General features: G+C 41.8%; 24 protein-coding genes and 1 riboswitch. Of the genes, 18 read left to right on the forward strand and 6 right to left on the reverse strand.

Annotation, left to right across the window (positions count from 1 at the left end; translation table 11 throughout):
* Positions 1-4: 4 nt before the first annotated feature.
* The 7 genes from MKY77_RS06395 (at position 5) to MKY77_RS06425 (ending at position 9,030) form a co-directional block, all read left to right on the forward strand.
* Positions 5-562: a glycerol-3-phosphate responsive antiterminator gene (locus tag MKY77_RS06395; RefSeq protein WP_339149418.1), complete on the forward strand. Its 558-nt coding sequence runs from the start codon at positions 5-7 to the stop codon at positions 560-562.
* 22 nt (positions 563-584) lie between these two features.
* Complete coding sequence (glpK, locus tag MKY77_RS06400; protein ID WP_339149972.1) at positions 585-2,075, forward strand: glycerol kinase GlpK; 1,491 nt, start codon at positions 585-587, stop codon at positions 2,073-2,075.
* Between the two features lie 150 nt (positions 2,076-2,225).
* On the forward strand, positions 2,226-3,926 hold the full coding sequence (locus tag MKY77_RS06405) for a glycerol-3-phosphate dehydrogenase/oxidase (protein WP_342515677.1): 1,701 nt from the start codon (positions 2,226-2,228) through the stop codon (positions 3,924-3,926).
* Positions 3,927-4,105: 179 nt separating this feature from the next.
* Positions 4,106-5,854 carry a phospho-sugar mutase gene (locus tag MKY77_RS06410; RefSeq protein WP_339149420.1) on the forward strand — a complete coding sequence of 583 codons (1,749 nt, stop codon included), beginning with the start codon at positions 4,106-4,108 and terminating at the stop codon, positions 5,852-5,854.
* Between the two features lie 740 nt (positions 5,855-6,594).
* Entirely contained in the window at positions 6,595-7,734 is a 1,140-nt protein-coding gene (locus MKY77_RS06415) for a GAF domain-containing sensor histidine kinase (protein ID WP_339149421.1), read from the forward strand.
* Positions 7,731-8,363, forward strand: coding sequence for a response regulator transcription factor (locus MKY77_RS06420; RefSeq protein WP_339149422.1), 633 nt, complete (start codon positions 7,731-7,733; stop codon positions 8,361-8,363). Before MKY77_RS06415 ends, MKY77_RS06420 begins: the two co-directional genes overlap by 4 nt.
* A 127-nt stretch (positions 8,364-8,490) precedes the next feature.
* Positions 8,491-9,030, forward strand: a complete 540-nt coding sequence (locus MKY77_RS06425) for an NADPH-dependent FMN reductase (RefSeq protein ID WP_339149423.1) — start codon at positions 8,491-8,493, stop codon at positions 9,028-9,030.
* A gap of 304 nt (positions 9,031-9,334) precedes the next feature.
* Here the strand turns inward: MKY77_RS06425 and MKY77_RS06430 are convergent, their stop codons facing one another.
* Entirely contained in the window at positions 9,335-9,592 is a 258-nt protein-coding gene (locus MKY77_RS06430; RefSeq protein ID WP_339149424.1) for a YhdB family protein, read from the reverse strand.
* 140 nt (positions 9,593-9,732) lie between these two features.
* Here MKY77_RS06430 and MKY77_RS06435 point away from each other — a divergent pair, with 140 nt between their 5' ends.
* Both MKY77_RS06435 and mgtE read left to right on the forward strand, forming a co-directional pair.
* The gene (locus tag MKY77_RS06435) at positions 9,733-10,761 is read left to right on the forward strand and encodes a M14 family zinc carboxypeptidase (RefSeq protein WP_339149425.1); all 1,029 of its coding nucleotides are present in this window, start codon (positions 9,733-9,735) and stop codon (positions 10,759-10,761) included.
* A gap of 221 nt (positions 10,762-10,982) precedes the next feature.
* A riboswitch (M-box (ykoK) riboswitch) is annotated at positions 10,983-11,147 on the forward strand.
* A gap of 270 nt (positions 11,148-11,417) precedes the next feature.
* Entirely contained in the window at positions 11,418-12,779 is a 1,362-nt protein-coding gene (mgtE, locus tag MKY77_RS06440; protein ID WP_339149426.1) for a magnesium transporter, read from the forward strand.
* Between the two features lie 223 nt (positions 12,780-13,002).
* On the opposite strand, the gene MKY77_RS06445 is transcribed toward mgtE, so the two are convergent.
* Positions 13,003-13,872 carry a sulfite exporter TauE/SafE family protein gene (locus tag MKY77_RS06445; RefSeq protein ID WP_339149427.1) on the reverse strand — a complete coding sequence of 290 codons (870 nt, stop codon included), beginning with the start codon at positions 13,870-13,872 and terminating at the stop codon, positions 13,003-13,005.
* 157 nt (positions 13,873-14,029) lie between these two features.
* Here MKY77_RS06445 and MKY77_RS06450 point away from each other — a divergent pair, with 157 nt between their 5' ends.
* Positions 14,030-15,445 (forward strand): SpoVR family protein, encoded by a 1,416-nt coding sequence (locus MKY77_RS06450; protein WP_339149428.1) that lies wholly within the window; start codon positions 14,030-14,032, stop codon positions 15,443-15,445.
* 38 nt (positions 15,446-15,483) lie between these two features.
* Here the strand turns inward: MKY77_RS06450 and MKY77_RS06455 are convergent, their stop codons facing one another.
* A complete protein-coding gene (locus MKY77_RS06455; RefSeq protein ID WP_339149429.1) occupies positions 15,484-16,053 on the reverse strand; it encodes an MEDS domain-containing protein in 570 nt (189 codons plus the stop codon).
* Positions 16,054-16,380: 327 nt separating this feature from the next.
* Between MKY77_RS06455 and MKY77_RS06460 the strand changes: the two genes are divergently transcribed.
* Genes MKY77_RS06460 through MKY77_RS06470 form a run of 3 tightly spaced genes read left to right on the forward strand, consistent with a single transcriptional unit; the run spans position 16,381 to position 19,926 of the window.
* Entirely contained in the window at positions 16,381-17,127 is a 747-nt protein-coding gene (locus MKY77_RS06460) for a DeoR/GlpR family DNA-binding transcription regulator (protein WP_339149430.1), read from the forward strand.
* A 4-nt stretch (positions 17,128-17,131) separates the two neighbouring features.
* Positions 17,132-18,043: a 1-phosphofructokinase gene (gene pfkB / locus MKY77_RS06465; RefSeq protein WP_339149431.1), complete on the forward strand. Its 912-nt coding sequence runs from the start codon at positions 17,132-17,134 to the stop codon at positions 18,041-18,043.
* A gap of 14 nt (positions 18,044-18,057) precedes the next feature.
* Complete coding sequence (locus MKY77_RS06470) at positions 18,058-19,926, forward strand: fructose-specific PTS transporter subunit EIIC (protein ID WP_339149432.1); 1,869 nt, start codon at positions 18,058-18,060, stop codon at positions 19,924-19,926.
* A gap of 493 nt (positions 19,927-20,419) precedes the next feature.
* Here MKY77_RS06470 and MKY77_RS06475 read toward each other — a convergent pair whose 3' ends face one another.
* Complete coding sequence (locus MKY77_RS06475) at positions 20,420-21,055, reverse strand: histidine kinase (RefSeq protein ID WP_339149433.1); 636 nt, start codon at positions 21,053-21,055, stop codon at positions 20,420-20,422.
* A gap of 184 nt (positions 21,056-21,239) precedes the next feature.
* Here MKY77_RS06475 and MKY77_RS06480 point away from each other — a divergent pair, with 184 nt between their 5' ends.
* Positions 21,240-21,389 (forward strand): hypothetical protein, encoded by a 150-nt coding sequence (locus tag MKY77_RS06480; protein ID WP_339149434.1) that lies wholly within the window; start codon positions 21,240-21,242, stop codon positions 21,387-21,389.
* 225 nt (positions 21,390-21,614) lie between these two features.
* Here the strand turns inward: MKY77_RS06480 and chrA are convergent, their stop codons facing one another.
* Together chrA and MKY77_RS06490 are read right to left on the reverse strand one after the other, a co-directional pair.
* Entirely contained in the window at positions 21,615-22,802 is a 1,188-nt protein-coding gene (gene chrA / locus MKY77_RS06485; RefSeq protein ID WP_339149435.1) for a chromate efflux transporter, read from the reverse strand.
* Entirely contained in the window at positions 22,789-23,118 is a 330-nt protein-coding gene (locus tag MKY77_RS06490) for a PadR family transcriptional regulator (protein ID WP_339149436.1), read from the reverse strand. The genes chrA and MKY77_RS06490 overlap by 14 nt, the downstream gene beginning before the upstream one ends.
* A 502-nt stretch (positions 23,119-23,620) precedes the next feature.
* On the opposite strand from MKY77_RS06490, the gene MKY77_RS06495 reads away from it, so the two are divergent.
* The 4 genes from MKY77_RS06495 (at position 23,621) to MKY77_RS06510 (ending at position 26,369) form a co-directional block, all read left to right on the forward strand.
* Positions 23,621-24,058 carry a DUF6376 family protein gene (locus MKY77_RS06495; protein ID WP_339149437.1) on the forward strand — a complete coding sequence of 146 codons (438 nt, stop codon included), beginning with the start codon at positions 23,621-23,623 and terminating at the stop codon, positions 24,056-24,058.
* Between the two features lie 37 nt (positions 24,059-24,095).
* A complete protein-coding gene (locus tag MKY77_RS06500) occupies positions 24,096-24,740 on the forward strand; it encodes a protein kinase family protein (RefSeq protein ID WP_339149438.1) in 645 nt (214 codons plus the stop codon).
* A 365-nt stretch (positions 24,741-25,105) separates the two neighbouring features.
* Positions 25,106-25,630, forward strand: a complete 525-nt coding sequence (locus MKY77_RS06505) for an RNA polymerase sigma factor (protein ID WP_339149439.1) — start codon at positions 25,106-25,108, stop codon at positions 25,628-25,630.
* On the forward strand, positions 25,623-26,369 hold the full coding sequence (locus tag MKY77_RS06510) for a DUF4825 domain-containing protein (protein WP_339149440.1): 747 nt from the start codon (positions 25,623-25,625) through the stop codon (positions 26,367-26,369). Before MKY77_RS06505 ends, MKY77_RS06510 begins: the two co-directional genes overlap by 8 nt.
* The last annotated feature ends 20 nt before the right edge of the window (positions 26,370-26,389 follow it).

Below are 26,389 nucleotides of genomic sequence, written 5' to 3' on the forward strand. Positions count from 1 at the left end.
CCCCATGACTTTTCAAAACCAGACCATCCTACCTGCAGTGAAAAATGGCAAAACACTGGAACTATTTTTACAAAGCAGCTACGAGTATGGTGTTATATTAGACAGTCAGCTTTCACAGATTCCCAGTTTCATCAAGGCCACAAAAAGGGAAAAGAAGAAGCTGTTCATTCATGTCGACTTGATACAGGGAATCAAGAACGATGAGCATGCAGCGGAGTTTCTCTGTCAGATACTGAAACCTGCAGGACTGGTATCCACGAGAGTCACAGTGATTACAAAGGCAAAACAGCGTGGGATCTATGCCATTCAGCGATTGTTTTTGCTGGATTCAAATGCAGTGGAAAAGAGTTATCAGGTAATAGAGAAGGTGCAACCAGATTTTATTGAAGTTCTTCCAGGTGTGGTTCCCCATATGATCCAGGAAGTGAAGGAGAAAACGGGAATACCGGTTTTTGCTGGCGGACTGATCCGCACGATAGAAGATGTGGATCGTGCGATAGCAGCAGGAGCCACGGCGGTCACGACATCCAAGCAGGAACTTTGGGAGCATTACTCGAAATGATTAAAGTGGAGGAGGAGAGATGATGGAAACGTATATTTTATCATTGGACCAGGGTACCACAAGCTCCAGGGCTATTCTTTTCAATAAAAAAGGGGAGCCGGTCTATTCCGCACAAAAGGAATTCAAACAGTATTTTCCAAAGTCAGGCTGGGTGGAGCATAACGCAAACGAGATTTGGAGCTCCATTCTAGCAGTCATCGCATCTTGTCTTTCAGAGTCTGAGGTCAAACCGGAACAGGTGGAAGGGATAGGTATCACTAATCAACGGGAAACAACAGTTGTATGGGATAAGCATACAGGTCAGCCGATACATAATGCCATCGTGTGGCAATCAAGGCAGACGGCAGCCATATGCGAGGAATTGAAAGCTGCAGGGCATGAAGAGAAAATCCGAGAGAAAACGGGACTTCTTGTGGATGCATACTTTTCAGGAACCAAGGCGAAGTGGCTCCTTGATCATGTGGAAGGGGCAAGGGATAAAGCGGAACAAGGTGACTTGCTTTTTGGCACCATTGATACTTGGTTGATCTGGAAGCTTTCAGGCGGAAAAGCACATGTAACAGATTATTCTAATGCGTCCAGAACGCTTCTTTTTAATATCCATGAATTAAAATGGGACGAAGAATTAATGGAAATATTAGGTGTGCCTGCAAGTATGCTTCCGGAAGTGAAGGCATCCTCGGAAGTTTATGCTAAGACGGTCGACTTTCACTTTTTTGGTAAGGAGGTTCCTATTGCTGGTGCTGCAGGTGACCAACAGGCTGCCTTGTTCGGTCAAGCTTGCTATGAAAAAGGAATGGCGAAGAACACGTATGGCACCGGATGCTTCATGCTTATGAACACTGGCGATAAAGCGATACAGTCAGAGAATGGCTTGTTGACTACCATCGCTTGGGGAATGGATGGAAAAGTGAACTATGCTTTGGAGGGAAGTATTTTTGTTGCAGGCTCTGCGATTCAGTGGCTTCGGGACGGACTTCGTATGTTCAAGGATGCGAGTCAAAGTGAAGAATATGCAACACGGGTCGAATCATCCGAAGGGGTCTATGTAGTACCAGCTTTCGTTGGACTTGGCACTCCATATTGGGATAGTGATGTTCGCGGTGCTATGTTCGGACTTACGCGTGGAACTTCCAAGGAACATTTGATCAGAGCTACCCTGGAGTCGTTGGCATATCAGACAAAAGATGTACTAACGGCAATGGAACAGGATTCCGGCATCTCCTTGAAAGCCTTGAGGGTTGATGGTGGTGCGGTAAAGAATAACTTCCTCATGCAGTTCCAGAGTGATATGTTGCGAGTGGGAGTGGAGCGTCCGGTCGTGAATGAAACGACGGCACTTGGAGCGGCATATTTGGCTGGCCTTGCAGTTGGTTTCTGGAATGATCAAGAGGAGATTGCCTCCCAATGGCAAAAGGATAAAACCTTTAATCCTGAAATGACGGAAGAGAATCAAGAAAAGCTCTATGAAGGATGGAAAAAAGCGGTTCATGCAACTATGGCTTTTAAGTAAACTTTGCATATGATATAGTAGTGATAAGTTAATAAGGCGGTTGGAGATTAGGAGAGACCACAGAACATATTCAAAGCCAATGCTTTGTCTATGTTTCCTGTGGTCTCTTTTTGTATATATACATACTAATAGAGATGGAGGATGTTACAGATGAAGAAACTTACATTCGCAGGCTTTAACCGAGGACTCTTATTGGAGAAGATGGCAGAGGAAACATACGATGTCCTAGTAATAGGCGGAGGTATAACCGGAAGTGGGATTGCACTCGATGCCGCCACTCGCGGAATGAAAGCTGCTGTAGTGGAGATGCAGGACTTTGCTGGTGGAACATCAAGTAGGTCGACAAAACTTGTTCACGGAGGCTTACGTTATTTGAAACAGCTCGAAGTTAAAATGGTTGCGGAAGTCGGCAAAGAGAGAGCGGTCGTTTATGAGAATGGTCCGCATGTCACCACTCCGGAGTGGATGCTTTTGCCGATCTATCAAGGCGGGACATTCGGGAAGTACTCCACCTCCCTTGGGTTGAAAGTGTATGATTTCCAAGCCAATGTAAAAAAGACAGAGCGCAGAAAGATGCTAGATGCAAAGGAAGCGCAGGAACGTGAACCACTACTGAACAGCAAAGGTTTAAAAGGTGGGGGTGTCTATGTTGAATATCGCACAGATGATGCAAGGCTTACCATAGAAGTCATGAAAGAAGCCATCAAGCAGGGAGCCGAGGCAGTAAACTATGCAAAAGTGGAAAAGCTTCTTTATGAGAACGGAAAAGTGGCTGGGGCATTAGTAGTGGACCAGCTCAGTAAAAAAAGCTATAAGGTTCGCGCCAGAAAGATAGTTAATGCTGCAGGGCCATGGGTTGACACGCTTCGTGAGATGGACCGCTCGAAAAAAGGGAAGCACCTTCAACTGACAAAGGGAATTCATTTGGTTTTTGATCAGAAAAAGTTCCCACTCAAGCAGGCTATTTATTTCGACACAGAAGATAAGCGGATGATTTTTGCCATCCCAAGAGCGGGAAAAACATATGTGGGCACGACAGATACGGTCTATACAGATGATATGGTTCATCCAAGGATGACGAAGGAAGATAAGGATTACGTTCTTTCGGCAATAAAATTCATGTTTCCTTCCGTACGCCTGGAAGAATCGGATATTGAATCCAGTTGGATAGGTTTACGACCACTTATCCATGAAGAAGGAAAGTCCGCATCTGAGATCTCAAGGAAGGATGAGATTTGGGTATCAGATTCAGGACTGATTACGATAGCGGGAGGAAAATTGACAGGATATCGAAAAATGGCAGAGATGGTGGTAAATCTACTGAACAAACAGTTAAGCAAGGAAGTTGGAAAGAAATATGGAGCTTCCAAAACAAAGGCAATGCCAATATCTGGAGGAGATGTAGGTGGTTCCCACAATTTCACTCGCTATGTGGAAAAAAAGAGTGAAGAGGGGATAGCTTACGGTTTTACGTTGGAAGAAGCCAAAAGACTTGTCTCCATGTATGGGTCCAATATTGATAAGTTATATAAAATTGCGGAAGCTGAGCGAGGGAAGGCAGCTCAGATAGGGCTACCACTCGATGTATATGTCCAATTGATTTATGCTATCCGCGAAGAGATGGCTGCAACCCCACTTGATTTTTTCATCCGGAGAACAGGCACCATGTTTTTCGATATCGATTGGGTGAAAAAATGGAAACAAAAAGTATTGGATTGCATGGAAAGGGAGCTTGTCTGGAGCAGACCACAGACAGAAACATACAATAAAGAGCTGGACCGTCATCTGCGCGATGCAGTGATGGCAGTGGATGAAGAGGAACCAGATCCTTCAGCAATTAAAATTGGATAAATAAAAGGAAAGGAAAAGGATTTGTGAATGCGATTCCTTTTCTTTTTTAGTATAATAATGAGTGAAAACGTTCACGAACGCGTAATTTGTCATAATTCGACGTATTTTTTTTGCAGGAAGCATTAGTGTGTAAGTAGAAGTCTTACTATATCCTGATAAACGCAAGGAGGAAAAGACAGATGAAATGGATGGAGAAATTTGACCTTTGGGAGTCACACACCAAACTTGATGAAGAAATGGTTAAGCTGATACAAGAAATGAAGCACGATGACAAGATGAAAGAAGAAAGCTTCTATAAAGAATTGGAATTTGGTACAGGTGGAATGCGCGGGGAAATCGGCGCAGGGACAAACCGAATGAATATATATACCGTCCGAAAAGCGTCTGAAGGTTTGGCGCGCTACATAGAATCCTTCGGTGAGGAAGCGAAAAAAGGCGGAGTTGCCATCGCTTATGATTGCCGTCATAAATCTCCAGAGTTTGCAATGGAAGCAGCCAAAACATTGGCAAGCCATGGTATCCAGACGTATGTATTTGAAAGCCTGCGTCCTACGCCAGAGTTGTCGTTTGCTGTTCGATATTTAAAAGCATTCTCAGGTATCGTTGTAACTGCTAGCCATAACCCTCCAGAATATAACGGCTATAAAGTGTATGGTCCAGACGGAGGACAATTACCGTTGTTTGAGGCGGATCAGGTTATCACCAAAGTAAAAGAAGTGGAAAATGAGCTAGAAATTAACGTTTCTTCAGAAGAAGAATTGATAAATAAAGGCCTGATTAAAATCATTGGCGAAGAATTGGACAAGGAGTACTTGAAACAGCTTACTACCATTAGTGTGCACCCTGAATTAGGTGAGCAAATGGGCGAGGATGTGAAGGTGGTATTTACTCCTTTACACGGAACAGCTAACCTCCCAGTACGGGAAGGCCTTGCCGCACTTGGATATAAGAATGTAAAAGTGGTGGCTGAGCAGGAACAGCCAGATCCGAACTTCTCCACCGTCTCATCTCCTAACCCTGAGGAGCATGCAGCATTTGAACTGGCAATACGTGATGGCAAGGAAATCGATGCCGATATTTTGATAGCAACAGATCCTGATGCGGATCGTCTGGGAGTAGCAGTCAAAGATGCTGACGGTGAGTATGTGGTGTTGACTGGTAATCAAACAGGCGCCCTGTTCTTACACTATTTATTGTCTGAAAAGAAGGCGACAGGTACCCTTCCTTCAAACGGTGTAATGCTGAAAACGATCGTAACATCGGAATTCGGTCGTGTTATCGCAGATAGCTACGGAGTGGAAACAGTGGACACGTTAACAGGATTTAAGTTCATCGGGGAGAAAATCAAGCAGTATGAAGAGAGCGGGGAATATACTTTCCTATTCGGTTACGAAGAGAGTTATGGTTCCTTGATCGCTGATTTCGCCCGTGACAAAGATGCGGTTCAAGCATGCATCATGGCAGTAGAGATTTGCGCATTCTATAAAAAGCAAGGCAAGACCATGTATGAAGGATTAATGGAGTTGTATGAAGAGTATGGCTACTACCTTGAAGGCATGAAGTCCTTAACGTTAAAAGGGAAAGAAGGTGCAGAACAGATTGCTGACCTTCTGACAGCGTTCCGGAACACGCCACCAGCGAAAGTAGCAGGATACGCGGTTACAGCAATTGAGGATTACTCCACACAAGAAAGGCTAGTGGTGGAAACGAAAGATATAGAAAAAATGGAACTTCCTAAGTCAAATGTACTGAAATACTTCCTGGAAGACGGCACATGGGTATGTGTAAGACCTTCGGGTACAGAGCCGAAGATTAAGTTCTACATTGGAACCCAGTCTGAAACAATGGATCAGAGCAAAGAAAAGTTGAATACTATATCCACATCATTGATGGAAAAAGTAGATCAATTTTTGAATAGTAATGAATAATATAGTTTGTAGAAGTGGTGGAAAGGCGAGGGTGGCTCGCCTTTCCATTTTTTATGGTTTTAGGATGTTTTTGGGCTTTTGGCACGAACTTGCCCTCTTTTGGCACGAACTTGATCTATTTTGGCATGAACTCTCCTCAGAATGGCACGAACTTTCCAAAAGAGTAGATATTACCGAGCTTTAAATATGATATGAAGCCCTCTGCAAGCCAAAAATCGGGGTAGAGAGGTTTTTATTCACCTTATAAGGTACCCCTGCAAGCTAAAACTCAGCAAGAAAGGTCTTCATCGTCCATATGAGAACCTCTGTAAGCGAAAACTCAAGCAGAAAGGTCTTCATCGTCCATATGAGAACCTCTGTAAGCGAAAACTCAAGCAAGAAAGGTCTTCATCGTCCATATGAGAACCTCTGTAAGCGAAAACTCAAGCAAGAAAGGTCTTCATCGTCCATATGAGAACCTCTGTAAGCGAAAACTCAAGCAAGAAAGGTCTTCACCGCCCTAATGAAAATCTCTGAACCAGAAAAACCTATTGCCTTCATTGGTCGCTTCCAAAAATCTCCTTTATCTAAAGACTTCCTCTTAACAAGGCCCGGAAAAGATGATCACTTCTCCTCCACATCTACGACCAAAGTCGTACAAAAACCCCGGACTTTTTCCGAAAGCCAAAAGGGATTCCCCCTGTTACAATAGAAAGATAATAGGTGATATGTAAGCTATACGAAACAAGGGGGACTTCAAAGTGGTCCAGGAAAATCAAAGAATCCAAGAACTGAGAGCACTGAAAATCATTGCAGAATCGCTCAATCAAGCGAATGATTTACCAACGATGCTAGAAAGTGTGTTAAAAGAACTACTTCAAGTGACAAGCCTCCAAACAGGTTGGATTTATCTAATAGATGAAAAAGGGAATTACGAATTGGCTGCAGAACACCAGTTGCCAGAGGCCCTAAAAAGCCACAATAAAAAACCTATGTGTGAGGGAGGGTGTTGGTGCCTTGATCGATATCAGGACGGCCGGCTTAAGCGTGCATCCAATATCATCGCCTGTAAACGATTGGAGGATGCAGTCAAGTATGAATGGGGAGAAACGAACAATATCACCCACCATGCAACAGTCCCATTACGCGCAGGAGAGGAAAAGTTTGGCCTATTGAATGTAGCGGCACCGTCCAAAACACATTTTTCGGATACGGAGCTTGCACTTTTAGAGTCTGTTGCCTATCAAATTGGAACCGCAATCAAGCGAATCAGGCTTTCAGAAAATGAACAGCATCTGTCCATTTTGGCGGAACGGAACAGGTTGGCACGAGATCTGCATGACTCTGTGAATCAGCTTCTTTTTTCACTTGTGCTCACTGCCAGAGGGACTAAGGAGCTTACAACGGACCCGCAAATCATCGAGATGCTGACATACATGCAGGAGCTATCCCAGGAAGCATTGAGTGAAATGCGTGCACTCATTTGGCAGCTTAGGCCAGAAGGGTTGGAAAATGGTGTAGTCAGTGCGTTACTCAATTACGGCAAAGTGCTTGGGCTCACCATCCATTCGGAAGTAAAGGGTGTTATCGACCTACCGAACCATATTGAAGAGTGCTTATGGCGCATTGGCCAGGAGGCATTGAACAATTGCAAAAAGCATGCGGGTAAAAAGAACGCTTGCCTACTGATTGAAGTGAAGAACAAGAAGGTCTCCATGGAGATTAAAGACAAAGGAGCAGGCTTTTCTTTTACACAAAGTGAAGAAATTCCTTCATTAGGTTTAAGGAGTATGAAGGAAAGAACCGAAGCCAAAGGGGGATCGTTCACACTGTTAAGTGAACTTGGCAAAGGTACACTTGTGCGGGTGGAAATGCCATTGACAAAGGAGGAAAAAAATTGATTAGAGTCGTGATTGCAGATGACCACCACGTTGTAAGAAGAGGTTTGCTCTTTTTCTTGAAAACGCAAAAGGATATTGAGATTGTCGGGGAAGCAAAGAACGGGAAGGAAGCAGTGGAGCTAGCAGAAGCCCTGAAGCCCGATGTTGTCTTGATGGATTTGGTGATGCCGGAATTGGATGGAATCGAAGCAACCAAACAGATCATGGAAAGAAGAATTCCGTCCAAGGTGTTGATCCTGACTAGTTTCTCTGATCAGGACCATGTTATCCCAGCCATACGTGCAGGGGCGTCCGGCTATCAGCTCAAAGATGTGGAACCCGATCAGCTGATCGAATCTATACGGGCGGTCCACCGTGGGGAGAGCCAGCTCCATCCGAAGGTAACTTCCCATGTCATGTCCCATTTTTCACGAGGAGTGGGTAATAAGACCCTCCATGAGGACCTTACAAAAAGAGAACTGGAAGTTTTAGCGGAGATTGCAAAGGGGAAGAGCAATAAAGAGATTGCCTCTGCTCTTTTCATTACCGAAAAGACAGTGAAGACGCATGTCTCCAATATTTTAGCAAAATTGGAAGTGGCAGATAGGACACAGGCTGCCTTATATGCCGTGAAGCATGGCATTGCCTGACCTACATCTTTAGTCGTAGAAAAAATGATTCATTTATCGTAGGGAAAGTTAGCTATTTCTTCCGATTTGCCAAAACTCATTGTCGAATATACTGAGACTATAAAGAAAGTTGGAGGGAGTAGATGATATGAAAATTTTAGCGATCAATGGGAGTCCAAGAAAAAGTGGGCGGACAGGAATAGCTGCAAGATCTTTAAATAAGAAATATGGTGTAGAAATTATTGATTTAAGCGAGGGGGACATCCCATTATATAACGGTGAGGCTGATCAGGCAGAGCTTGATAATGTAAAATCCTTAAGGGAGAAGGTGAAAGAGGCAGATGCTGTCTTGTTACTTTCCCCTGAATACCATAGCGGTATGAGCGGTGCACTAAAAAACGCGTTAGATTTCCTTGGTAGTGAGCAGTTTCACAGCAAGCCTGTCGGTTTATTGGCAGTAGCTGGCGGTGGAAAAGGTGGAATCAATGCATTGAACAATATGCGTGTGGTGGGCCGTGGAGTATATGCCAATGTGATACCAAGACAGCTGGTTCTGGATCCGCATTGCTTTGATTATGAAAATGACACCGTGAATGAAGAGAGTGCGGAACTGGTTGATGCGTTATATAAAGAATTAGTAACGTATGTGAAAATGCGTGAATACTTGTTGCAGAGTGAAGAGGCCTGATGAAAGGCCTTTTTTTATTGAATACTAAAGGCTATTTTCGTAAACTTTGTTGCTATTACGTATTTTTAAACCAACCGTTATATTACTTACTGTCGTGCTCTTTTCGTTGCAATACTAAATATACTTCATGCATATCTAGAGTAAGTAGGCAGTGAAAAGTCCAATTGCCGACTTTTCTTGTAAAAAGTCCAATTGCCGACTTTTTACCAGTGAATAGCAACAATCTTTGAGAAAAGAGCCATACTAAAAAACAGCAACCCAAGGTCGTCGCACCCCGGATCGCTGTTTCGCCTAAGAAATGGAATTACACCATATATCCGTGACTAATCTCATCCAATTGATCTTCTGTGCTCCTTGTTACAGCGTGATCAATATATCGTAATAACTGATACAGGTTCTTCTCGATCTCCTTGTAGTCCTTAGAGAAATTGTAGGAGTGAAGAAAATGCTCGATATTTTTGGAGAGGAAGTCATCTTTTGTCCGCACCATCAGGATAAGCAGGTTATCCCATTCTGAGCGGTGCGTGTAGTATAACGCTCGGTCATAATCAACTGTGCTCATCTGAAATCCTCGACCTCCTCTTGTTAAGGAGTGCTATTATTTTGTGTTAAAAAGACAGGTTTCCCTCAATGAAAATGTTGGTCGTATCTCCAAACGAAAACTTACACAAAATAAATGAAATGCAATTCAGAGGTGTATAAATGAAGATATGTAAAGCGGTCATTTTGCTTTTAATCATGATACAATTCCACCCCTCCATTACACAGGCAGAGAAAATAGTCAACGCTCAGGAATGGTATACGTATGACAGGATGCGTGAAGACTTGAAGTTGCTGAAAAGAAAATATCGGGATGAAATGGTTATAAAGTTGGTTGGGAAATCTGAGTTCGGCCAAAATATTTGGGCTGCTAAATTAGGACATGGAGAAGATAACATCATCATTCTAGGAGGACACCATGGTCGAGAGTGGCTTACGACAAGTCTTGTCATGACAAAATTGGAATTTTACTTACACGCATATAAAACAAATCAAGAAATATTCGGATATGATCCAAAAATTTTGGATGAAGTCTCCATTTGGTTCATCCCAATGGTGAACCCGGATGGGATTAGAATTCAGCAAGAAGGAATAGGTTTCTTACCCAAACAGCATCAGGAACGTATAGTGGAGATGAACAATAACAGCAAAGATTTTGATCGCTGGAAAGCAAATGGGCTGGGAATAGATTTGAACAGGCAATATCCAGCAGGGTGGGAAAGCATCAAAGAAAAAACGACCGATCCTTCTTATCAATACTATAAAGGGAAATTCCCAATGCAGGCAAAAGAGGTCAAGGCGGTTGTGGCTTTTACAAGAGAGATCGAGCCTTTGATGGCGGTCACCTACCATTCCTCGGGTCGGGTTTTATATTGGTATTTCAAAAATGATCAGACAGTTGTAAAAAGGGATAAAAAAATAGCTGATCAATTATCAGCAATCACAGGGTATCCCCTTGATCAGCCAGAGGAACATGCTGTAGGTGGAGGGTTTTCCGACTGGTTCGTAACAGAGTTCAAAAGGCCATCGTTTACACCCGAAATATCATACTTTGTGGAGGATACAAACCCACCAATATCTGTCTTTCAGGAAGAGTGGAATCGCAATAAGAAGGTCGGAATTTATCTCGCATCAAAATCCAAGAATCTATTTCTCAACAGTAATGATTCCTCCAATAATGAGGCAGAATAACTAAGGAGTAATAGAAATGGTTTGTATAATTGAAAAGTGGGGTATTTAATAATTTAGATAAAGATCAAGAAGCCTTTAAAAATATATTGTAGCGCTTACATTTCAACGTGGAATATAATAAATCAAAAAATAGTCATCTAAGAGAAAAAGAGTAGCTGAAAAAGGTTGACACAGTCCGTTTTCCCCTTGTAGAGTAGTAATTGTGAAACTCAAAATAACTCATTTACCTTCGTTAGGTGAGGCTCCTGTGTGGAGATATGCTGCTGCCCAGAAACGTCCAAAGACGCCAATGGGTCAACAGAGACCATCGATATAAGGTGGTATTTAATGCAGCTGGATATATTCCTATGCCACACAGTGCTAAAGCTCTACGAATGAGGGGAATCAATAAGGATTAACCATGCCTTTATGCACCTTCATTCGTTTGATGATAGGTGCTTTTTTAATGAGTGAAACCAGTTGTTCCCTGTACGGAATGACACTGATATTCCAAAAAAAACCAAGGTGGTGGTAACGAAAATGGATAGTAGTCCAAGTCCGAGGACGAAATTTACAAGAAGTACAAGAGAATACATATCATTTTTAGTTACCACCACAAGGGTAAGATAAATGTTGTGATTCCTTGTACTCCTTAGCAAGCAGAGGAGGCAGAGCTCATGGTGGAAAACATGACAGAGGATCAAATCATACTAAACATTATTAACTTTTTAAAAGAAGGAAAAAGAAAAGCATTTCAGGATATTATTGAAGAACTTCAGCCATATGATACAGGAATCATCTACCAGCAGCTACCAGAGAAACATAAAGTTCGCTACTTAACTTACCTGACAATTGATCAATTGACTGCATTGATTGGTGAACTTAACCAAGATTTACAATTAGAAATCTTACAAAAAATTGGTGTGGATAAATCTGCAAAGGTCATGGACTTAATGGATAATGATGATCTTGCTGTTCTATTTGAGGAATTGGATCCAGAGATAAAGAGTGGATTCTTATCAAAAATGAACAAAGCGGAATCGACTGCGGTACAAGATTTAATGAAATATGAAGCAGAAACCGCAGGTCGACTGATGACCAATCGTTATGTATGGATTCCCCAGGAATACACGGTTAGGGAAGTGGTTAATAAACTAAAGACCTTTGCAGAATTGGCAGAGACAATTAACTACTTATACGTAATCGATGAAAATAAAAGGCTCGTGGGGGTAGTCTCTTATCGAGACCTAATACTAGCGGATGCTGATGAAAAAATACAAGATATCATGTTCTCCAGGGTAATATCTGTTCATGTGGATACAGACCAGGAAGAAGTAGCACAAGTAATCGAGCGATATGACTTCTTGGCTGTACCGGTTGTCGATGATGAGAAAACTCTCATTGGGATTGTTACAGTCGATGATGTGATTGACGTTGTTATCCAAGAGGCAAATGAGGATATTGAGAAACTTTCTGCATCAGGTAAGGATATCGACTTTGATACTCCGGCACTAGTTGCATCTAAGAGAAGGCTCCCATGGCTTATTTTACTATTATTTATTGGACTCATTTCAGGTAGTATCATTAGTGGATTCGAAGCAACGCTTGATGAAGTAGTGGCATTGGCATTTTTTATGCCTATGATTGCTGGAATGACAGGTAATACCGGAACACAGTCTTTAGCTGTAGTAGTACGTGGACTGATTTCTAGAGAATTAGATAAGAAATTGGTTTTCAAGCTAGTATTGCGCGAATTTAGAGTAGGTATCACCATAGGTATAACCTGTGCTATTTTAATTACTTTAATTGCTTACGTGTGGCAAGATGGTAATTGGATTTTGGGTGTAGTGGTAGGCTCTTCTTTATTCCTGACTTTAATTATTGGAACACTGGCTGGAACCATCATACCTTTAATTCTATATAAACTTAATGTGGACCCAGCAATAGCCTCTGGCCCACTAATCACTACGTTGAACGATATTTTATCTTTAATGATTTATTTTGGAATTGCAACTGCTTTTTTATCTTATTTGGCATAAAAAAAGACCGTTTTTTCTCCATCGTGGGATGAACGGTCTTTTTTTGTTAGGGCTATTTTTTAACCAACCTTTATAGTTCTTACTGTCATGTTCTTTTCCCTGCAATACTAAATATGCTACGTGCGTATTCAGAGTAAGTTCCCAGTAAAAAGTCCAATTGCCGACTTTTTACTAGTGAATAGCAATAATCTTAGAGATAAGGGCCCTTTTAATCATACCTAGCTTACTGGGAGGGCTGTACTTTTTTTCTTATAAGCCTAACAATCAGGAAGATATTGATGAAAATGGTATAACATCCTAAAGTAACCAAACCAACTGTAGAAAGCTCCAACATCTCCAAAACCAAGCTGAACATAGTAACAATATAAAGAAAACCTAATAACTTTTGAATGCTTCTATTTTTGAAGAAGGAAGTAGCGCGTGCTCCAAGTTGTGCCCCGATAATGGCTCCTGCAATCAATAACAGTCCCACCCTGAAATTAATTGGATTATTTACAGCATAGGTGATGAATCCTGCACTTACAATAAGGATGACCCCTGCAAGGCTTGTAGCCACGGCCTGTTTAGAGGAAAATGCGTAATAAGAAATTAATAACGGCACAATGATAAATCCTCCTCCTACCCCGAGCGTGGTGGATAGAAACCCTGCTATGAACCCAATGAGTATGAATTTCAAAACCCCTTGGCTTTTCGCAGAGGCATCGTATGGTGCTTTTGTATCTCCTTTATCCTTTTTTAACATTTTATAGGAAAAATAAGTAAGTAAAGCAAGGTACAGTATCGGAACGACGGTCGTATCGTATCCGTTTGATTCAAGCCAGCTCACGACTGGATAGGCGAATTGCGTGGCTACTACCCCACTTGCCCCAATAATCAAAGCAGCCTTCCATTGGATATTCTTCATTTTGAAATGTGCATAAACTCCTGCCATCGATGTTCCGATTGTATAGAGGAGACTTGTCGAAATAGCCTCAATGGGGGTATAACCCAACAAAAGAAGCACAGGAGTCAGGACAAGCCCACCACCAATGCCGAAAAAACCGGAAAGCATACTGATGGAAAAGCCTAATAGGATAAAAAGTAGAAATTCCATATATGTAAAAACTCCTTTAATAATCTCTAAAATAGTATAACATTCCTTGCCTATTGTTAACGGGATTCTGGAAAAATGTTGCCTTTGAACAATCCCTTCTCATGATATTGTCACCTTGTTCATACATTGTGATAAGAGGAAAAGGGAGGTAGTTTTAATGAAAGCAAATGACGAAAAAGCCTTATTTCACGCCATTGACGAAATTACCGAGATAGCAAAGGGCTTTGGGCTGGACTTTTACCCAATGCGTTATGAAATTTGTCCTGCCGACATCATCTATACCTTTGGAGCCTACGGAATGCCTACACGCTTTTCCCACTGGAGCTTTGGGAAACAATTTCATAAAATGAAGCTGCATTATGACTTGGGACTAAGCAAAATATATGAACTGGTGATCAACTCCAATCCCTGTTATGCTTTTTTACTGGATACAAACTCACTGATACAAAACAAGCTGATTGTCGCACATGTTCTGGCTCATTGTGACTTCTTCAAAAACAACTGTCGTTTCCAGAATACAAACAGGGATATGGTGGAAAGCATGGCAGCCACGGCTGAGAGGATCAAACAATATGAACACGATTATGGAAAAAGGGAAGTGGAGGACTTCCTAAATGCTGTGCTTGCGATACAGGAGCATATCGATCCATCCCTCGTCCGCTCCAAGCTTGCCTGGAGCATGGAGGATATGGAAGAAGAGGAAGAAGCACCTAAAAAAGTAAGTCAATATGATGATTTGTGGAATCTTGATAGCAGAAATAAACCGAAAGCAGTCCCAAAAAAGAGAAAAAAGAAGTTTCCTCCCCAGCCAGAAAAGGATATTCTTCTCTTTATCGAACAATACAGCAGCGAACTCGAGGAATGGCAACGTGATATCCTGACCATGATGCGTGAGGAAATGCTCTACTTCTGGCCTCAAATGGAAACCAAAATCATGAATGAAGGCTGGGCTTCCTATTGGCATCAACGGATCCTCCGTGAAATGGACCTCACAAGCGACGAGGCCCTAGAGTATGCAAAGCTAAACGCCGGGGTTGTACAGCCATCCAAAACAAGCATCAATCCATATTATCTTGGCATTAAAATATTTGAGGATATTGAAGAACGGTATAATAACCCAACTGAAGCGATGAAGCGGGATGGGGTAGTACCAGGCTCAGGACGGGAGAAAATGTTTGAGGTAAGGGAAGTGGAATCCGATATTTCCTTCCTCAGAAACTACCTGAACAAGGACCTTGTCATGCGGGAAGATATGTACCTGTTCCAAAAACAAGGCAAGGATTACAAAATTGTCGATAAAGCTTGGGAAGGGGTGCGCGACCAGCTGGTGAACATGCGGGTCAACGGTGGTTTCCCATATATCACGGTGAATGATGGGGATTACTTACGAGCAGGGGAGCTTTATTTGAAACATTGGTTTGAGGGAATTGAGCTAGACCTTAAATACTTGGAGAAAGTAATGCCGTACATCTTTCAAATTTGGGGTAGACCAGTCCATATGGAATCAGTGATTGAGACCAAGAATGTATTGTTTACGTATGACGGCAAGAGTGTGCATCGGAAGTATATTTAAAGGCTTTATTTCAATAAAAAACATGAGGGCCTCTGCCCTCATGTTTTTTTATATAGGTTTGATACAGTAAAGCTGTCATCAGTCATGAAATAATAATGTAACTGTTTCAATGTAGTATCCAAAGTTGGAGTGATCGAGTTGTAGGAATAGGCACACACCGAAACCATTCGTTCGTCAAGTACAAAATCGTCTATGGTTGCTTCATAGGCTTTTAGCTGTTCTGCATCTGGGTCATCTGTAGCCCATTCCACGTTGGCCCATGTACGAATAGAATTATTCTTCTTATTGAATAGTACAACATCTTTTGCAAAATGAGCTAGCATGGCCTTTGTATTAAAGTCCCCGCTTGCGAAATAGTAATCAAAATTATTTACTACCCTAATATTTGATTTCTGTTCCTCATTAAAATGTTTATCTAATTCAATGTTTAACCTTGGGATATTTTTCATGCTTTCAATGATAAGTATATTTTCACCGATCTTTATTCCTGCGTTCACAAAAGATATTAAGTGTTTCAGATAGGCGTCTTTATCTTGAAAGATATAATAGACGTGACCTACGGTAATACTCTCTAGACTTTGGGTTGAAGATATAGTAATTGGTCTCACCTCTAAATACGTATTTTGATTTCAACCGAAATAAACAATCATTCATACCCCACCAAAATGTTGTAACAAACAAAATGGCTATACACAATGTGCTTATTCTAGAGGATTTCACCCTTCATTATAACATTAATGCCAACAAATACTTACCAATCTTGTCTTAATAGATAAAAAGGTGTACCGGAAAGCGGTTCAAAGGGAATTAATGACTTTTGACTGATTGATTTTGATTGATTATGATTTTTTATGGTTGTTTTTGATTGATTTTTGAAAGAGCTTACATTACAATGAGAATACAGATAAACGACGACCTGGAGAAAGGGTGTTTTCATGTTAACACCAGAAAGACAGCAGAAAATTTTACATTTGGTACAAAAGCAGGAGATCGTGAAGCTACAGGATTTTATAGATGCCACAGGAGCATCAGAGTCGACAATACGGAGAGATCTGAGCCAACTTGAAGAGAAGAATAAATTAAAAAGAGTGCACGGAGGTGCTGCAAGAATACATCAGAAAGGGGAAGAACCAAGCATTCTCGAGAAAGCCGCAATCTATCTTCATGAAAAACAACAGATAGCCAAAGCCGCTGCCGAGCTTGTCAATGGTGGCGATTGTATCTTCCTTGATGCCGGTACCACGACATTTCAAATGATTCCTTATCTTGAAAACAAGCAGATAACGGTGGTTACCAATGGGTTCGCCCATATCCAATCTTTAATGGAAAAGGGACTGACCACATATATTGTGGGTGGCTTCATGAAAAATAAAACGGGTGCAATTATCGGAAGCAAGGCTAGTCAATCCTTGTTGGAGTACAACTTTGATAAAGCTTTCATTGGGGCAAACGGTGTCCATCCTAAAAGTGGTTATACAACTCCGGATCCTGAAGAGGCGAGTATAAAGAATTTGGCAATTAAGCTTGCAAATGAAACATTCATTCTTGCCGATTCCTCCAAAATCAATGAAATGGCTTTTGCTAAAATCGCTCCACTTCAATCAGGAACGCTCATAACCAATCAATGTGAAGAAGTACTTTTAGCAGATTATAGAGATTTAACAACGGTGATAGAGGTGTGAACTCATGATATATACAATTACATTGAATCCTTCCATTGATTATGTAATCGAGGTGGAAGGGTTTGAAGAAGGTACCATAAATAGAGCATCCAAAACAAATTATTATCCCGGTGGAAAAGGAATCAATGTATCTAGGGTTTTAAAGAGGCTCGGTGCGGATACGATGGCACTAGGCTATGCGGCAGGGTTTACCGGTGATTTTATAAAAGAGAAGTTGATAGAGGAACAGGTGGCTGTCAGGCTACTAGAAGTGGAAGGCCATTCCCGTATCAATGTAAAACTGAAAGCGGAGAAGGAAACCGAAATTAATGGCACCGGACCGTTAGTGGATGAAGATGCGGTTAAGCGTTTGCTTCAACAGCTGAATCAGCTTACAAGTGAAGATATTGTCGTGCTGGCGGGCAGCATCCCAGGGACAGTGCCATCTGACATTTATGAAACGCTCATTCAAAAGTGTCAGAAGCATGAGGCAAAAGTAGTACTGGATACTGGAGGACAAACATTAAAATCACTCCTTTCGAACAAACCTTTCCTCATTAAACCAAACCACCATGAACTTGGTGATCTGTTTGGTGTCACCATTCAATCACAAGGTGATGTCATCCATTACGCAGGTAAGATTCATGAACAGGGTGTTGAAAATGTGGTGGTATCAATGGCTGGAGATGGAGCAATTCTTTATACAGGATCAGGTGTTTATTCCGCAAAAGCGCCACGTGGGGAAGTGAAAAATTCCGTAGGTGCAGGGGACTCCCTTGTCGCTGGTTTCCTAGCGGGATATGTAAATACAAACAAGAGTGAAGAAGCGTTGCGCTACGGAATAGCTTCCGGAAGTGCCACGGCGTTTTCATATGACCTTTGTCAAAAAACAGATGTTAATAGACTGATAAATCTAGTAGAAATAGAAAAGCTATAAAGGGGGAAAGGACCATGAAAATTACAGATTTACTAACGAAAGAAACAGTTACTCTTCAATTAAGATCAAGTAACAAATCTGATGTTATTAAGGAATTGATAGACTCATTGGATCGTGCCGGAAAGCTAGCCGACAAAAGGAAGTATGAAGAAGCGATCCTTGCCAGGGAGGCACAGAGTACGACTGGAATCGGAGAGGGAATAGCGATTCCACATGCGAAAACGAATGCGGTGAAGACACCGGCGATTGCCTTTGGTGTGGCAAAGGATGGAATTGATTACGAGTCCTTGGACGGTCAGCCGAGTCAGCTGTTTTTCATGATCGCGGCTAGTGAAGGAGCCAACAACGAACACTTAGAAACCTTATCTCGTTTGTCATCGATGCTGATGGATACTGAGTTCCGCAAAGCTTTACTGGCTGCATCGACAAAGGAGGAAGTTATCAGATTAATAGATAACAAAGAAAAGGAATTGTTTGAAGAGGAAAAAGTGGAAGTAGACTCTTCTGTTGCTGACAAAGGGTTGATTCTTGCAGTAACGGCCTGTCCGACTGGAATCGCTCATACTTACATGGCGGCAGATGCATTAAAGCAGAAGGCAAAGGAATTAGGTTTTGATATAAAGGTGGAGACGAATGGTTCAAGTGGGGTGAAGAACCAACTGACCCAAGGAGAGATTGACAACGCGTCCGGAATTATCGTCGCTGCCGATAAGCAGGTTGAAATGGAACGTTTTAATGGGAAAAAAATCATTCAGGTGCCTGTGGCCCAAGCGATTCGCAAGCCTGAGGAACTTCTGACAAAGGCAAGCAGGGGCGAAGGGGAAACATACCAGGGTTCAGGTAGCTCAAACTCAGAAGGGAAAAAAGGCCGATCTGGCTTCTATAAGCACCTGATGAGCGGTGTTTCCAATATGCTACCGTTTGTAGTTGGTGGTGGTATCCTGATCGCTATTTCCTTCATGTTTGGAATCAATGCATCAGATCCTAACGATCCTAGCTATCATTGGTTTGCAGAAGCACTTATGACCATTGGTGGCGGAAATGCCTTTTACTTGATGATTCCTGTGCTTGCCGGATTCATTGCAATGAGTATTGCGGACCGTCCGGGATTTGCTGCAGGAATGGTCGGTGGATTGATTGCCTATACGGGTGAAGCTGGTTTCTTGGGAGGTCTGATTGCAGGTTTCCTTGCAGGGTATCTCGTACTAGGTTTAAAGAAGGTTTTCAGTGGATTGCCTGCATCTCTTGAAGGGATTAAGCCGGTTCTACTGTACCCACTATTCGGTATCTTTCTAACAGGAATGATCATGCTACAATTGGTGACTCCCCTAAAAGCTTTCAATCAAGGATTGACGTCTTGGCTGGGTGGCTTAGGCTCAGGGAATTTGGTTGTATTAGGTATTATTTTAGGTGCGATGATGGCCATAGATATGGGGGGGCCTATCAACAAAGCGGCCTTCACATTCGGTATTGCGATGATTGATGCAGGAAACTACGCACCGCATGCAGCGATCATGGCAGCAGGTATGGTGCCACCACTTGGATTGGCACTTGCTACAACCATCTTTAAGAATAAATTTAACAAGCAAGAGAGGGAAGCAGGAAAAACATGCTATATCATGGGAGCTTCCTTTATCACAGAAGGTGCCATTCCGTTTGCGGCTGCAGATCCGTTACGCGTCATCCCTTCTGCTGTCGTAGGTTCAGCAGTTGCCGGTGCGCTTGCCATGTTATTTGGAATTGGGCTACCTGCGCCTCATGGTGGAATCTTTGTTATTCCGATAGTGACCGGCGGTATCTTCATGTATGTGTTGGCTATCTTGACTGGAGCCGCTGTAACGGCGGTAATGGTCGGGTTGCTGAAGAAGAGGGTTACTGTGTAATTTTATGGAAAAAGTGATGGGTTATTCTCATCACTTTTTTTATATGGCTCTTTTCTCTTAGATTGTTGCTATTCACGAGTGAAAAGTCGGCAAATGGACTTTTCACAGCATATCTCCTCTAAAATAGGCATGTAGTTTACTCTGTTAAGCTAGGAAAAGAGCACGACCGTAAGGAATATAACAGTTGGTTGATAAATACGAAAAAACAACAAAGTTTACGAAAACAGCCTTTTGTATAAACTTTCCAACACAGTGTTAGAGACTTCACCACCATTCTATATAATAGGAATAATAGAGGTAGGAAAGAAGGGGACAGCATGCTTATTTAAAAGTTGTTCTCCGAACTCACGTGTGGGAGGGCTTTGATTTTGTGGAGATACCGGTTTCCCTGGTGCCGGTTCATTAGGTAGCAGCTTGAGTGGATGGATAGTCGCTGATGCGATTAATGGAAAACACCCAGGTCAAGGCATATGAAGCCCTGAACTGGGTGTTTTTAGGAAGAGGAGAGCGCTCCCGATTCCACCACTCCATTACTAACTTTTAAAACCTTATGTTCCTCACCTTGGTGAATAACGAAAAAACCATTCAGAAAATCTGTGGATGATTGTTTGAAGAAAATTCCTTTGATGGCATTCTCACCAGGAGTATCAAAAGCAAGCTCATAACTATTATTTTTTTGTAACAAGTGGGCATGCAGTCCGCGGTCATAGGCTTCAGGTTGGGGGATGTTTTCACGTCCCACTTCCACCACATGAATATCAACACCCGTAACCATTGTGAAAATCTCATTAATTAAAGCATGTTTAACGATCATTTCCAATTTGCTCTGAATTGGCTGACCCAAGATGATCTGGGTTATGCCGTGCTTCATAGAGGTTTCTGCAATGACTGCCGAGACTTTTTTGCCTTTGGAGTATTCAATTAGCATGGGCACATCATATTTTGCAGCAATGCTTTTAAAAAATTGCTTTGTACGGATTTGATTCAAATCCAAGTCATCATAAGGAATGGTATAGACAAATAAAACAAAGCAATCTCCCCCAAAAGTATCTGCAATGATCTTCCCCCGTTGGATCAGCTTCTCCACATGCTTCGGATTGCTTACACATACTAAGATGTTTTCTTTCATCGAAATCCCCCTTTGTCCATTATTACAAGAATTGCTTAGTATTCATAATATACTAATTTATTGATGAAATGGTTAATGATTCAAAAAAGAAAATCATTCCTTGTCTATAGGTGAGGAGATGAAATCATAATGAAAATCGAAATAAAGGAATCCATTAGAGGAAAGTACGGCATTGGTGGCTTCGATGAAAGATGAACAGGAGACGGTCGGATTTTATTTGGATATCTCGGACTCTACTCAGAACCCGTATATCCGGAGGGTATGTAAGAGGGCTGCAGCGGATGTACAGAATCATGCAGTGTGGTTTTTGTTTTTCTATACGGAAAGTAAATGATAAAAAAGCAACCGACTTCTCGAGGGAGAGATCGGTTGCTTTATAAAGTTTGTATATGAACCCCTTTGAAAATATAAACTGCTGAACTTTGTCCTCAAAGGAGAGCAATGACGCCCGGAGGAAGTAGAACTTAGCAAATACTGTCCTCATATACCAAGCTGATGCCGCCTCTCATCAGCGCCGTGCCCCCGTTAGAAAATGCTTTCGCTTTGTCATTACAAAAAGTTACAGGAACAATCCTATCAAAGTCCCACCGATGGCACCCGTTAATACAACCATCCATGGCGGAAGCTTCCAATAGACAAGCATGCTGAATAAAATCGCAGCAAAAGCAAAATCAATCGGAGCTAAGATAGAACTTGTCCAAATTGGAAAATAGAATGCGGAAATTAAAATTCCGACTACGGCAGCATTCACTCCCATTAATGCTGCCTTCACTTTGGAATTACGACGCAAAGAATCCCAAAACGGCAATGTACCAAGAATTAATAGGAAGGCAGGGAGGAAGATGGCGAATGTTGCTAACAAACCGCCCTTCCAGCCATCAATGACAGCACCGATATACGCGGCGAATGTAAACAATGGTCCAGGAACTGCCTGTGCAGCACCATACCCTGCAAGAAATGCTTCCTCACTGATCCAGCCTGTTGGAACAAACTCCCGCTCTAGTAATGGAAGGACAACATGGCCTCCGCCAAATACTAGGGATCCTGAACGATAGAAACTATCAAATAATGCTACCCAATTAAGCGATGTAGCTTCTCTTAATAATGGTAATAAAATTAGCAGTCCGAAAAATAGCGTTAAACAAATTACTGCCAACCGTTTGGATATTGGAAAAGCTAGACGTGAATCGTCTTCTGCGATATTTTGCTTAAATAATAGAAAGCCAATGACAGCTGCAATAACGATCACACCTACTTGGGAAAAAGCAGTCTGCGACATTAATGTGGCAACCAATGCAAACAATGCGATGGCCTTCCTTTTTACATCAGGAGTCAGGTTGTTTGCCATCCCCATTATTGCATGAGCGACAACGGCAACCGCCACAATCTTTAACCCATGAATCCAGCCCGCATTCCCAACATCAAACCCTTGCAGAATAATGGCGAAAATAATAAGAGCTAATACAGAAGGGAGGGTGAAGCCTAGAAAGGATATAATGCCGCCCATAACTCCTGCTCGCATGACGCCAATCCCAATTCCGACTTGACTGCTTGCAGGTCCAGGTAAGAACTGACATAGGGCAACAAGATCTCCATAGCTTTTCTCATCCATCCATTTTCTGCGACGGACATATTCAGTGTGGAAATAGCCAAGATGGGCTACAGGTCCGCCAAAGGAAGTTAGTCCTAGTCTTGTTGAAACGATAAGGATTTCCAATAATGATTTTAATCCTCTATTCTTTTTCATGATTGTCACCTTCCTTGATTTCTTTAAATAGTTCATAAGCTTTGTTTCTTGCTTCCTTTAAAATGATGTTGCCTTTTTCTGTGATGGTATAATTCTTTCTGATTTTCCCCTCAACATTCATCTCCTCCTTTGTAAGGAGCCCATCCTTTTCCATAGAATGGAGGATGGGGTAGAGGGTACCGGCACTGATTGAGTATCCGTGCTCTCGAAGTTCTTCCAGCATCCAGGCCCCATAGACAGGATGTTCTTTGGCATGATGGAGAATATGAATTTGAATAAATCCAAGGAATAGTTTTCTCAATACTTTCTCTTCCAAACGATTGCCTCCTCTTACCTCAACCGTATATCGATATCGGTTTTCGATATTACTATATCACAAGGTTTAGTATATCCCTACACCTATCAAAAAAATTTACAAAAGCTTTACAAACTCACATATGGTTGACCTTTTAGAGGATCTAGGCTATTATTAAAGTACAATTTTAAACGTTCATCCCAAAGGGGAGTAGCTCATGCAACAAAGTCGTCATTACGGGACCCATAGTCCTCGGCTTTGTTGGCAACATATAGTTGTTAGCGAGACCTTTGTCAGTACCATTAGTCTGGCAAAGGTCTTTTTCTATTCACGGAGACCTTTCGCCATTCTGGTGGAAGGTCTTTTCTTATGGGATGAAAAAATAGATGGAGGTATTCATTATGATAAAAAAATTGGTCAAAGCATTCATCTTTAAAAAAGGTATCACAGTTGCCAAAAACAAAGTCTTGCCGGTTGTAATGAAAGAAGTCAAAAAAAGAATGAAAAAATAGGAGGAATGTATATGCGGAAATTGCTACTAGTTACAACATTGCTAACATCGATACTTTTAAGTGGTTGTTCCGTTCTCGAGGAAGTTAATAATTCGTTGGCTTACGTCAATAAAGCAACGGAACACATTAATACATGGCAGGATTTTGGCCAGGAAGCCCCTCAAATGATACAGGAGGCAGCTACGGATGCCATGACGAAGGAGGAATTGGAAGCTGAGTTAAATATGCTTCTTAATGAGATAGATGATTTTAACAATACAGAGGCACCTGCAATTGCAGAAGGAGTTCATAACCAGATTGTCGAAAAAAATGAAGCACTCAAAGGGATAATCGAAAGTTCTATGGTGAACGGGGAGTTAGCTTTGGATAAGCTGGAGCAGTCTGAACTCTTTACCCTGATAAACGAAGTCACAACCATGATGAACCTGCTTGAAGACCTAGGTGGCTAAGGGGTAATTCTTGATGAAAGAGAGTAGGAGATGACGGATGAAGGGAACTACAAACAAAGAAACAAAACTATATGAACACCTCGTTCAATCTGTCGTTTTTAAACGTTATAAGGAAGAAATGCTTGTGCTATCATTTGATAAAACACATCTTTCCATCATCGGTTCTGGAAGAAGTGCTTATGTATTTAAACTGGAGGGGACAAATAGGGCTTTAAAAGTTTTCTATTCCCCCCATGAACATCTTGCAAAAAAAGAAGCGGAAATCTATGACAAACTGAAAGGCATTCCGTCCTTTCCTGAACTTTATGAGTCAGGTGATGGTTACATTGTTATTGACTTTATAGAAGGGCATACCATATTTGAGTGTCTGGTTAAAGGGATACACATAAATGGAAAGGTTTTGGAGGAAGTGGACCGATCCATCGCGAAAGCGAGACAACTAGGTCTGAACCCTTCCGATATCCATCTCCACAATATACTGCTCACTACAGATGGGGAGGTAAAACTTATTGATGTGGTTCGATTCGATCAAATCAAACATTGTACCCAATGGGAAGATTTGAAAAGAGCCTATCATAAATTTTATAAAAAGCGGCTGTTTCCAAAGAAGTTGCCTCATAAGCTATTATTGTTGATTGCGTATTTTTATAAAAGAAACTTATTAAAACGATTCATCAGTTGAGAACCACTCTTACAGGAAAGAGTGGTTTAGACTGTTGACAAATCTTAATTATCTGTATATTTGCATATGACTGTTGATCTCCGTTACAGGCGCTTCGCTTTCCGCGGGCGGTCCGGGAGCCTCCTCGGGCTGCGCCCTGCGGGGTCTCCCCTGTCCCTTCCTCCCGCAGGAGTCTGCGCGCCTTCCACTACGATCAAAATGGGAATTGCACATTCTGAAACTATATTAACTTTTTCTCAAGCTGAACCACTCTTACAGGGAAGAGTGGTTCTTTTTTGTTTTAATAAATTTATTTGGAAAAACTGCGATAAAATGAAAAAGGTATCGTCTAATTAAATTGATACTGCCACAAACGGGGGAAAAGGATGTCAAACAAACAAGTCATTTCGAAATGGTTTTATTTATATAGCGATGATATCTATCAATTTTTATTTTACCGGCTTAATTCCAAACATCACGATGTAGAAGATCTTGTACAGGAGGTTTTTATTAGGGCTTTAAGAAACCTGGACCGGTTTAAGGGAGAAGCTGCCCCAAAAACATGGCTTTACAGCATTGCCAGGAATGTAGCCATTGATGCTCATAGGAAAAGAAAGCGGGATAAGTGGAAGTGGCTGTTATCGTTTGAAAGCAAAAAAGTGCCTGAGAACATAACAATGGAAACACCTGAGGAGCTTTATTTCATTTCAGTGGAGCAGAAGGAACTGTTAAATGCCATTAGGAGCTTGAAAGAATCGTATCAAGAGGTGCTTATAATGCGAGTCATCAAGGAGTTGACTGTTCAGGAAGCTTCCGCAGCCATGGGCTGGACTGAAAATAAAGTACGCTCCACGCTACATCGGGCTAAATGGGCACTGCAGGCGAAATTGGGAGGGGATGGCCATGAGTAAACAGTTGGATCAGAAGTTGCAATCGTTGCCCAAGCCGAAAATAAAAGAAAATAGGAAAGATTCCATGCATCAAGCAATCATGGAGCAAAAGGAAAAGGAGCGTGATGGGTGGATGACAAATCTGAAAGCCGCAGCATTGATAACAGCCAGTGCCATAGCAGTTGCTTTATTCTCGTTTATTCTATTTACCGGTAGTGAAGGGGAAGCACCAAGATCCTCTGTACCAGAAGAAAAGGACTACGAGAATTATGTATCCTATTTAAGGGATATCGAAGTTCATGACCAAGTAGATGAAGATAGGGCTTTTATAGGCAATAACGGAGCACTAGGAAAGTACCATGGGCAGGTTTTACCCGGAAAATACTATGCCAATGGAATGGAATTGCAGACTTCTGAAGACCCGATGGGGATCAATATGCATTACAAGGTTACCGATCAAACTTCAGCTACTGACTTTGAGAAGGATGCTTTTCATGTTTCCAACCTACCATTGACTTTGACATTTAACGCGACCACCTATTTTGCCTTTTTCATAAATGGTGAGTATGTTACATTTCACATTGATTACCTCGGAGAAAAGCAGACATACACGATAACAAGACAGCAAATAGATGACTTATATGGACGAGATGTTCAAGAGTTTCAACCGGATAAAGAGCTGTGGGAGGAAGAAGTTATCAATGGCACTTTAACCGACGAAAGAAAAGTGGAAGACTTTATGAAGAGTATAAGGGATTAATGAGAGGTATGATGGAGAAG

Origin of the sequence: Sutcliffiella sp. FSL R7-0096, assembly GCF_038595065.1 — a bacterium.
In the GTDB taxonomy this organism is placed as follows: domain Bacteria; phylum Bacillota; class Bacilli; order Bacillales; family Bacillaceae_I; genus Sutcliffiella_A.

Bases quoted from the DNA above. Each gene is read 5' to 3' on its own strand.
- MKY77_RS06395 (WP_339149418.1), top strand. From the start codon at position 5: ATGACTTTTCAAAACCAGACCATCCTACCTGCAGTGAAAAATGGCAAA.
- glpK (WP_339149972.1), top strand. From the start codon at position 585: ATGGAAACGTATATTTTATCATTGGACCAGGGTACCACAAGCTCCAGG.
- MKY77_RS06405 (WP_342515677.1), top strand. From the start codon at position 2,226: ATGAAGAAACTTACATTCGCAGGCTTTAACCGAGGACTCTTATTGGAG.
- MKY77_RS06410 (WP_339149420.1), top strand. From the start codon at position 4,106: ATGAAATGGATGGAGAAATTTGACCTTTGGGAGTCACACACCAAACTT.
- MKY77_RS06425 (WP_339149423.1), top strand. From the start codon at position 8,491: ATGAAAATTTTAGCGATCAATGGGAGTCCAAGAAAAAGTGGGCGGACA.
- MKY77_RS06430 (WP_339149424.1), bottom strand. From the start codon at position 9,592: ATGAGCACAGTTGATTATGACCGAGCGTTATACTACACGCACCGCTCA.
- MKY77_RS06435 (WP_339149425.1), top strand. From the start codon at position 9,733: ATGAAGATATGTAAAGCGGTCATTTTGCTTTTAATCATGATACAATTC.
- mgtE (WP_339149426.1), top strand. From the start codon at position 11,418: ATGGTGGAAAACATGACAGAGGATCAAATCATACTAAACATTATTAAC.
- MKY77_RS06445 (WP_339149427.1), bottom strand. From the start codon at position 13,872: ATGGAATTTCTACTTTTTATCCTATTAGGCTTTTCCATCAGTATGCTT.
- MKY77_RS06450 (WP_339149428.1), top strand. From the start codon at position 14,030: ATGAAAGCAAATGACGAAAAAGCCTTATTTCACGCCATTGACGAAATT.
- MKY77_RS06460 (WP_339149430.1), top strand. From the start codon at position 16,381: ATGTTAACACCAGAAAGACAGCAGAAAATTTTACATTTGGTACAAAAG.
- pfkB (WP_339149431.1), top strand. From the start codon at position 17,132: ATGATATATACAATTACATTGAATCCTTCCATTGATTATGTAATCGAG.
- MKY77_RS06470 (WP_339149432.1), top strand. From the start codon at position 18,058: ATGAAAATTACAGATTTACTAACGAAAGAAACAGTTACTCTTCAATTA.
- MKY77_RS06475 (WP_339149433.1), bottom strand. From the start codon at position 21,055: ATGAAAGAAAACATCTTAGTATGTGTAAGCAATCCGAAGCATGTGGAG.
- MKY77_RS06480 (WP_339149434.1), top strand. From the start codon at position 21,240: ATGAAAGATGAACAGGAGACGGTCGGATTTTATTTGGATATCTCGGAC.
- chrA (WP_339149435.1), bottom strand. From the start codon at position 22,802: ATGAAAAAGAATAGAGGATTAAAATCATTATTGGAAATCCTTATCGTT.
- MKY77_RS06495 (WP_339149437.1), top strand. From the start codon at position 23,621: ATGCGGAAATTGCTACTAGTTACAACATTGCTAACATCGATACTTTTA.
- MKY77_RS06500 (WP_339149438.1), top strand. From the start codon at position 24,096: ATGAAGGGAACTACAAACAAAGAAACAAAACTATATGAACACCTCGTT.
- MKY77_RS06505 (WP_339149439.1), top strand. From the start codon at position 25,106: ATGTCAAACAAACAAGTCATTTCGAAATGGTTTTATTTATATAGCGAT.
- MKY77_RS06510 (WP_339149440.1), top strand. From the start codon at position 25,623: ATGAGTAAACAGTTGGATCAGAAGTTGCAATCGTTGCCCAAGCCGAAA.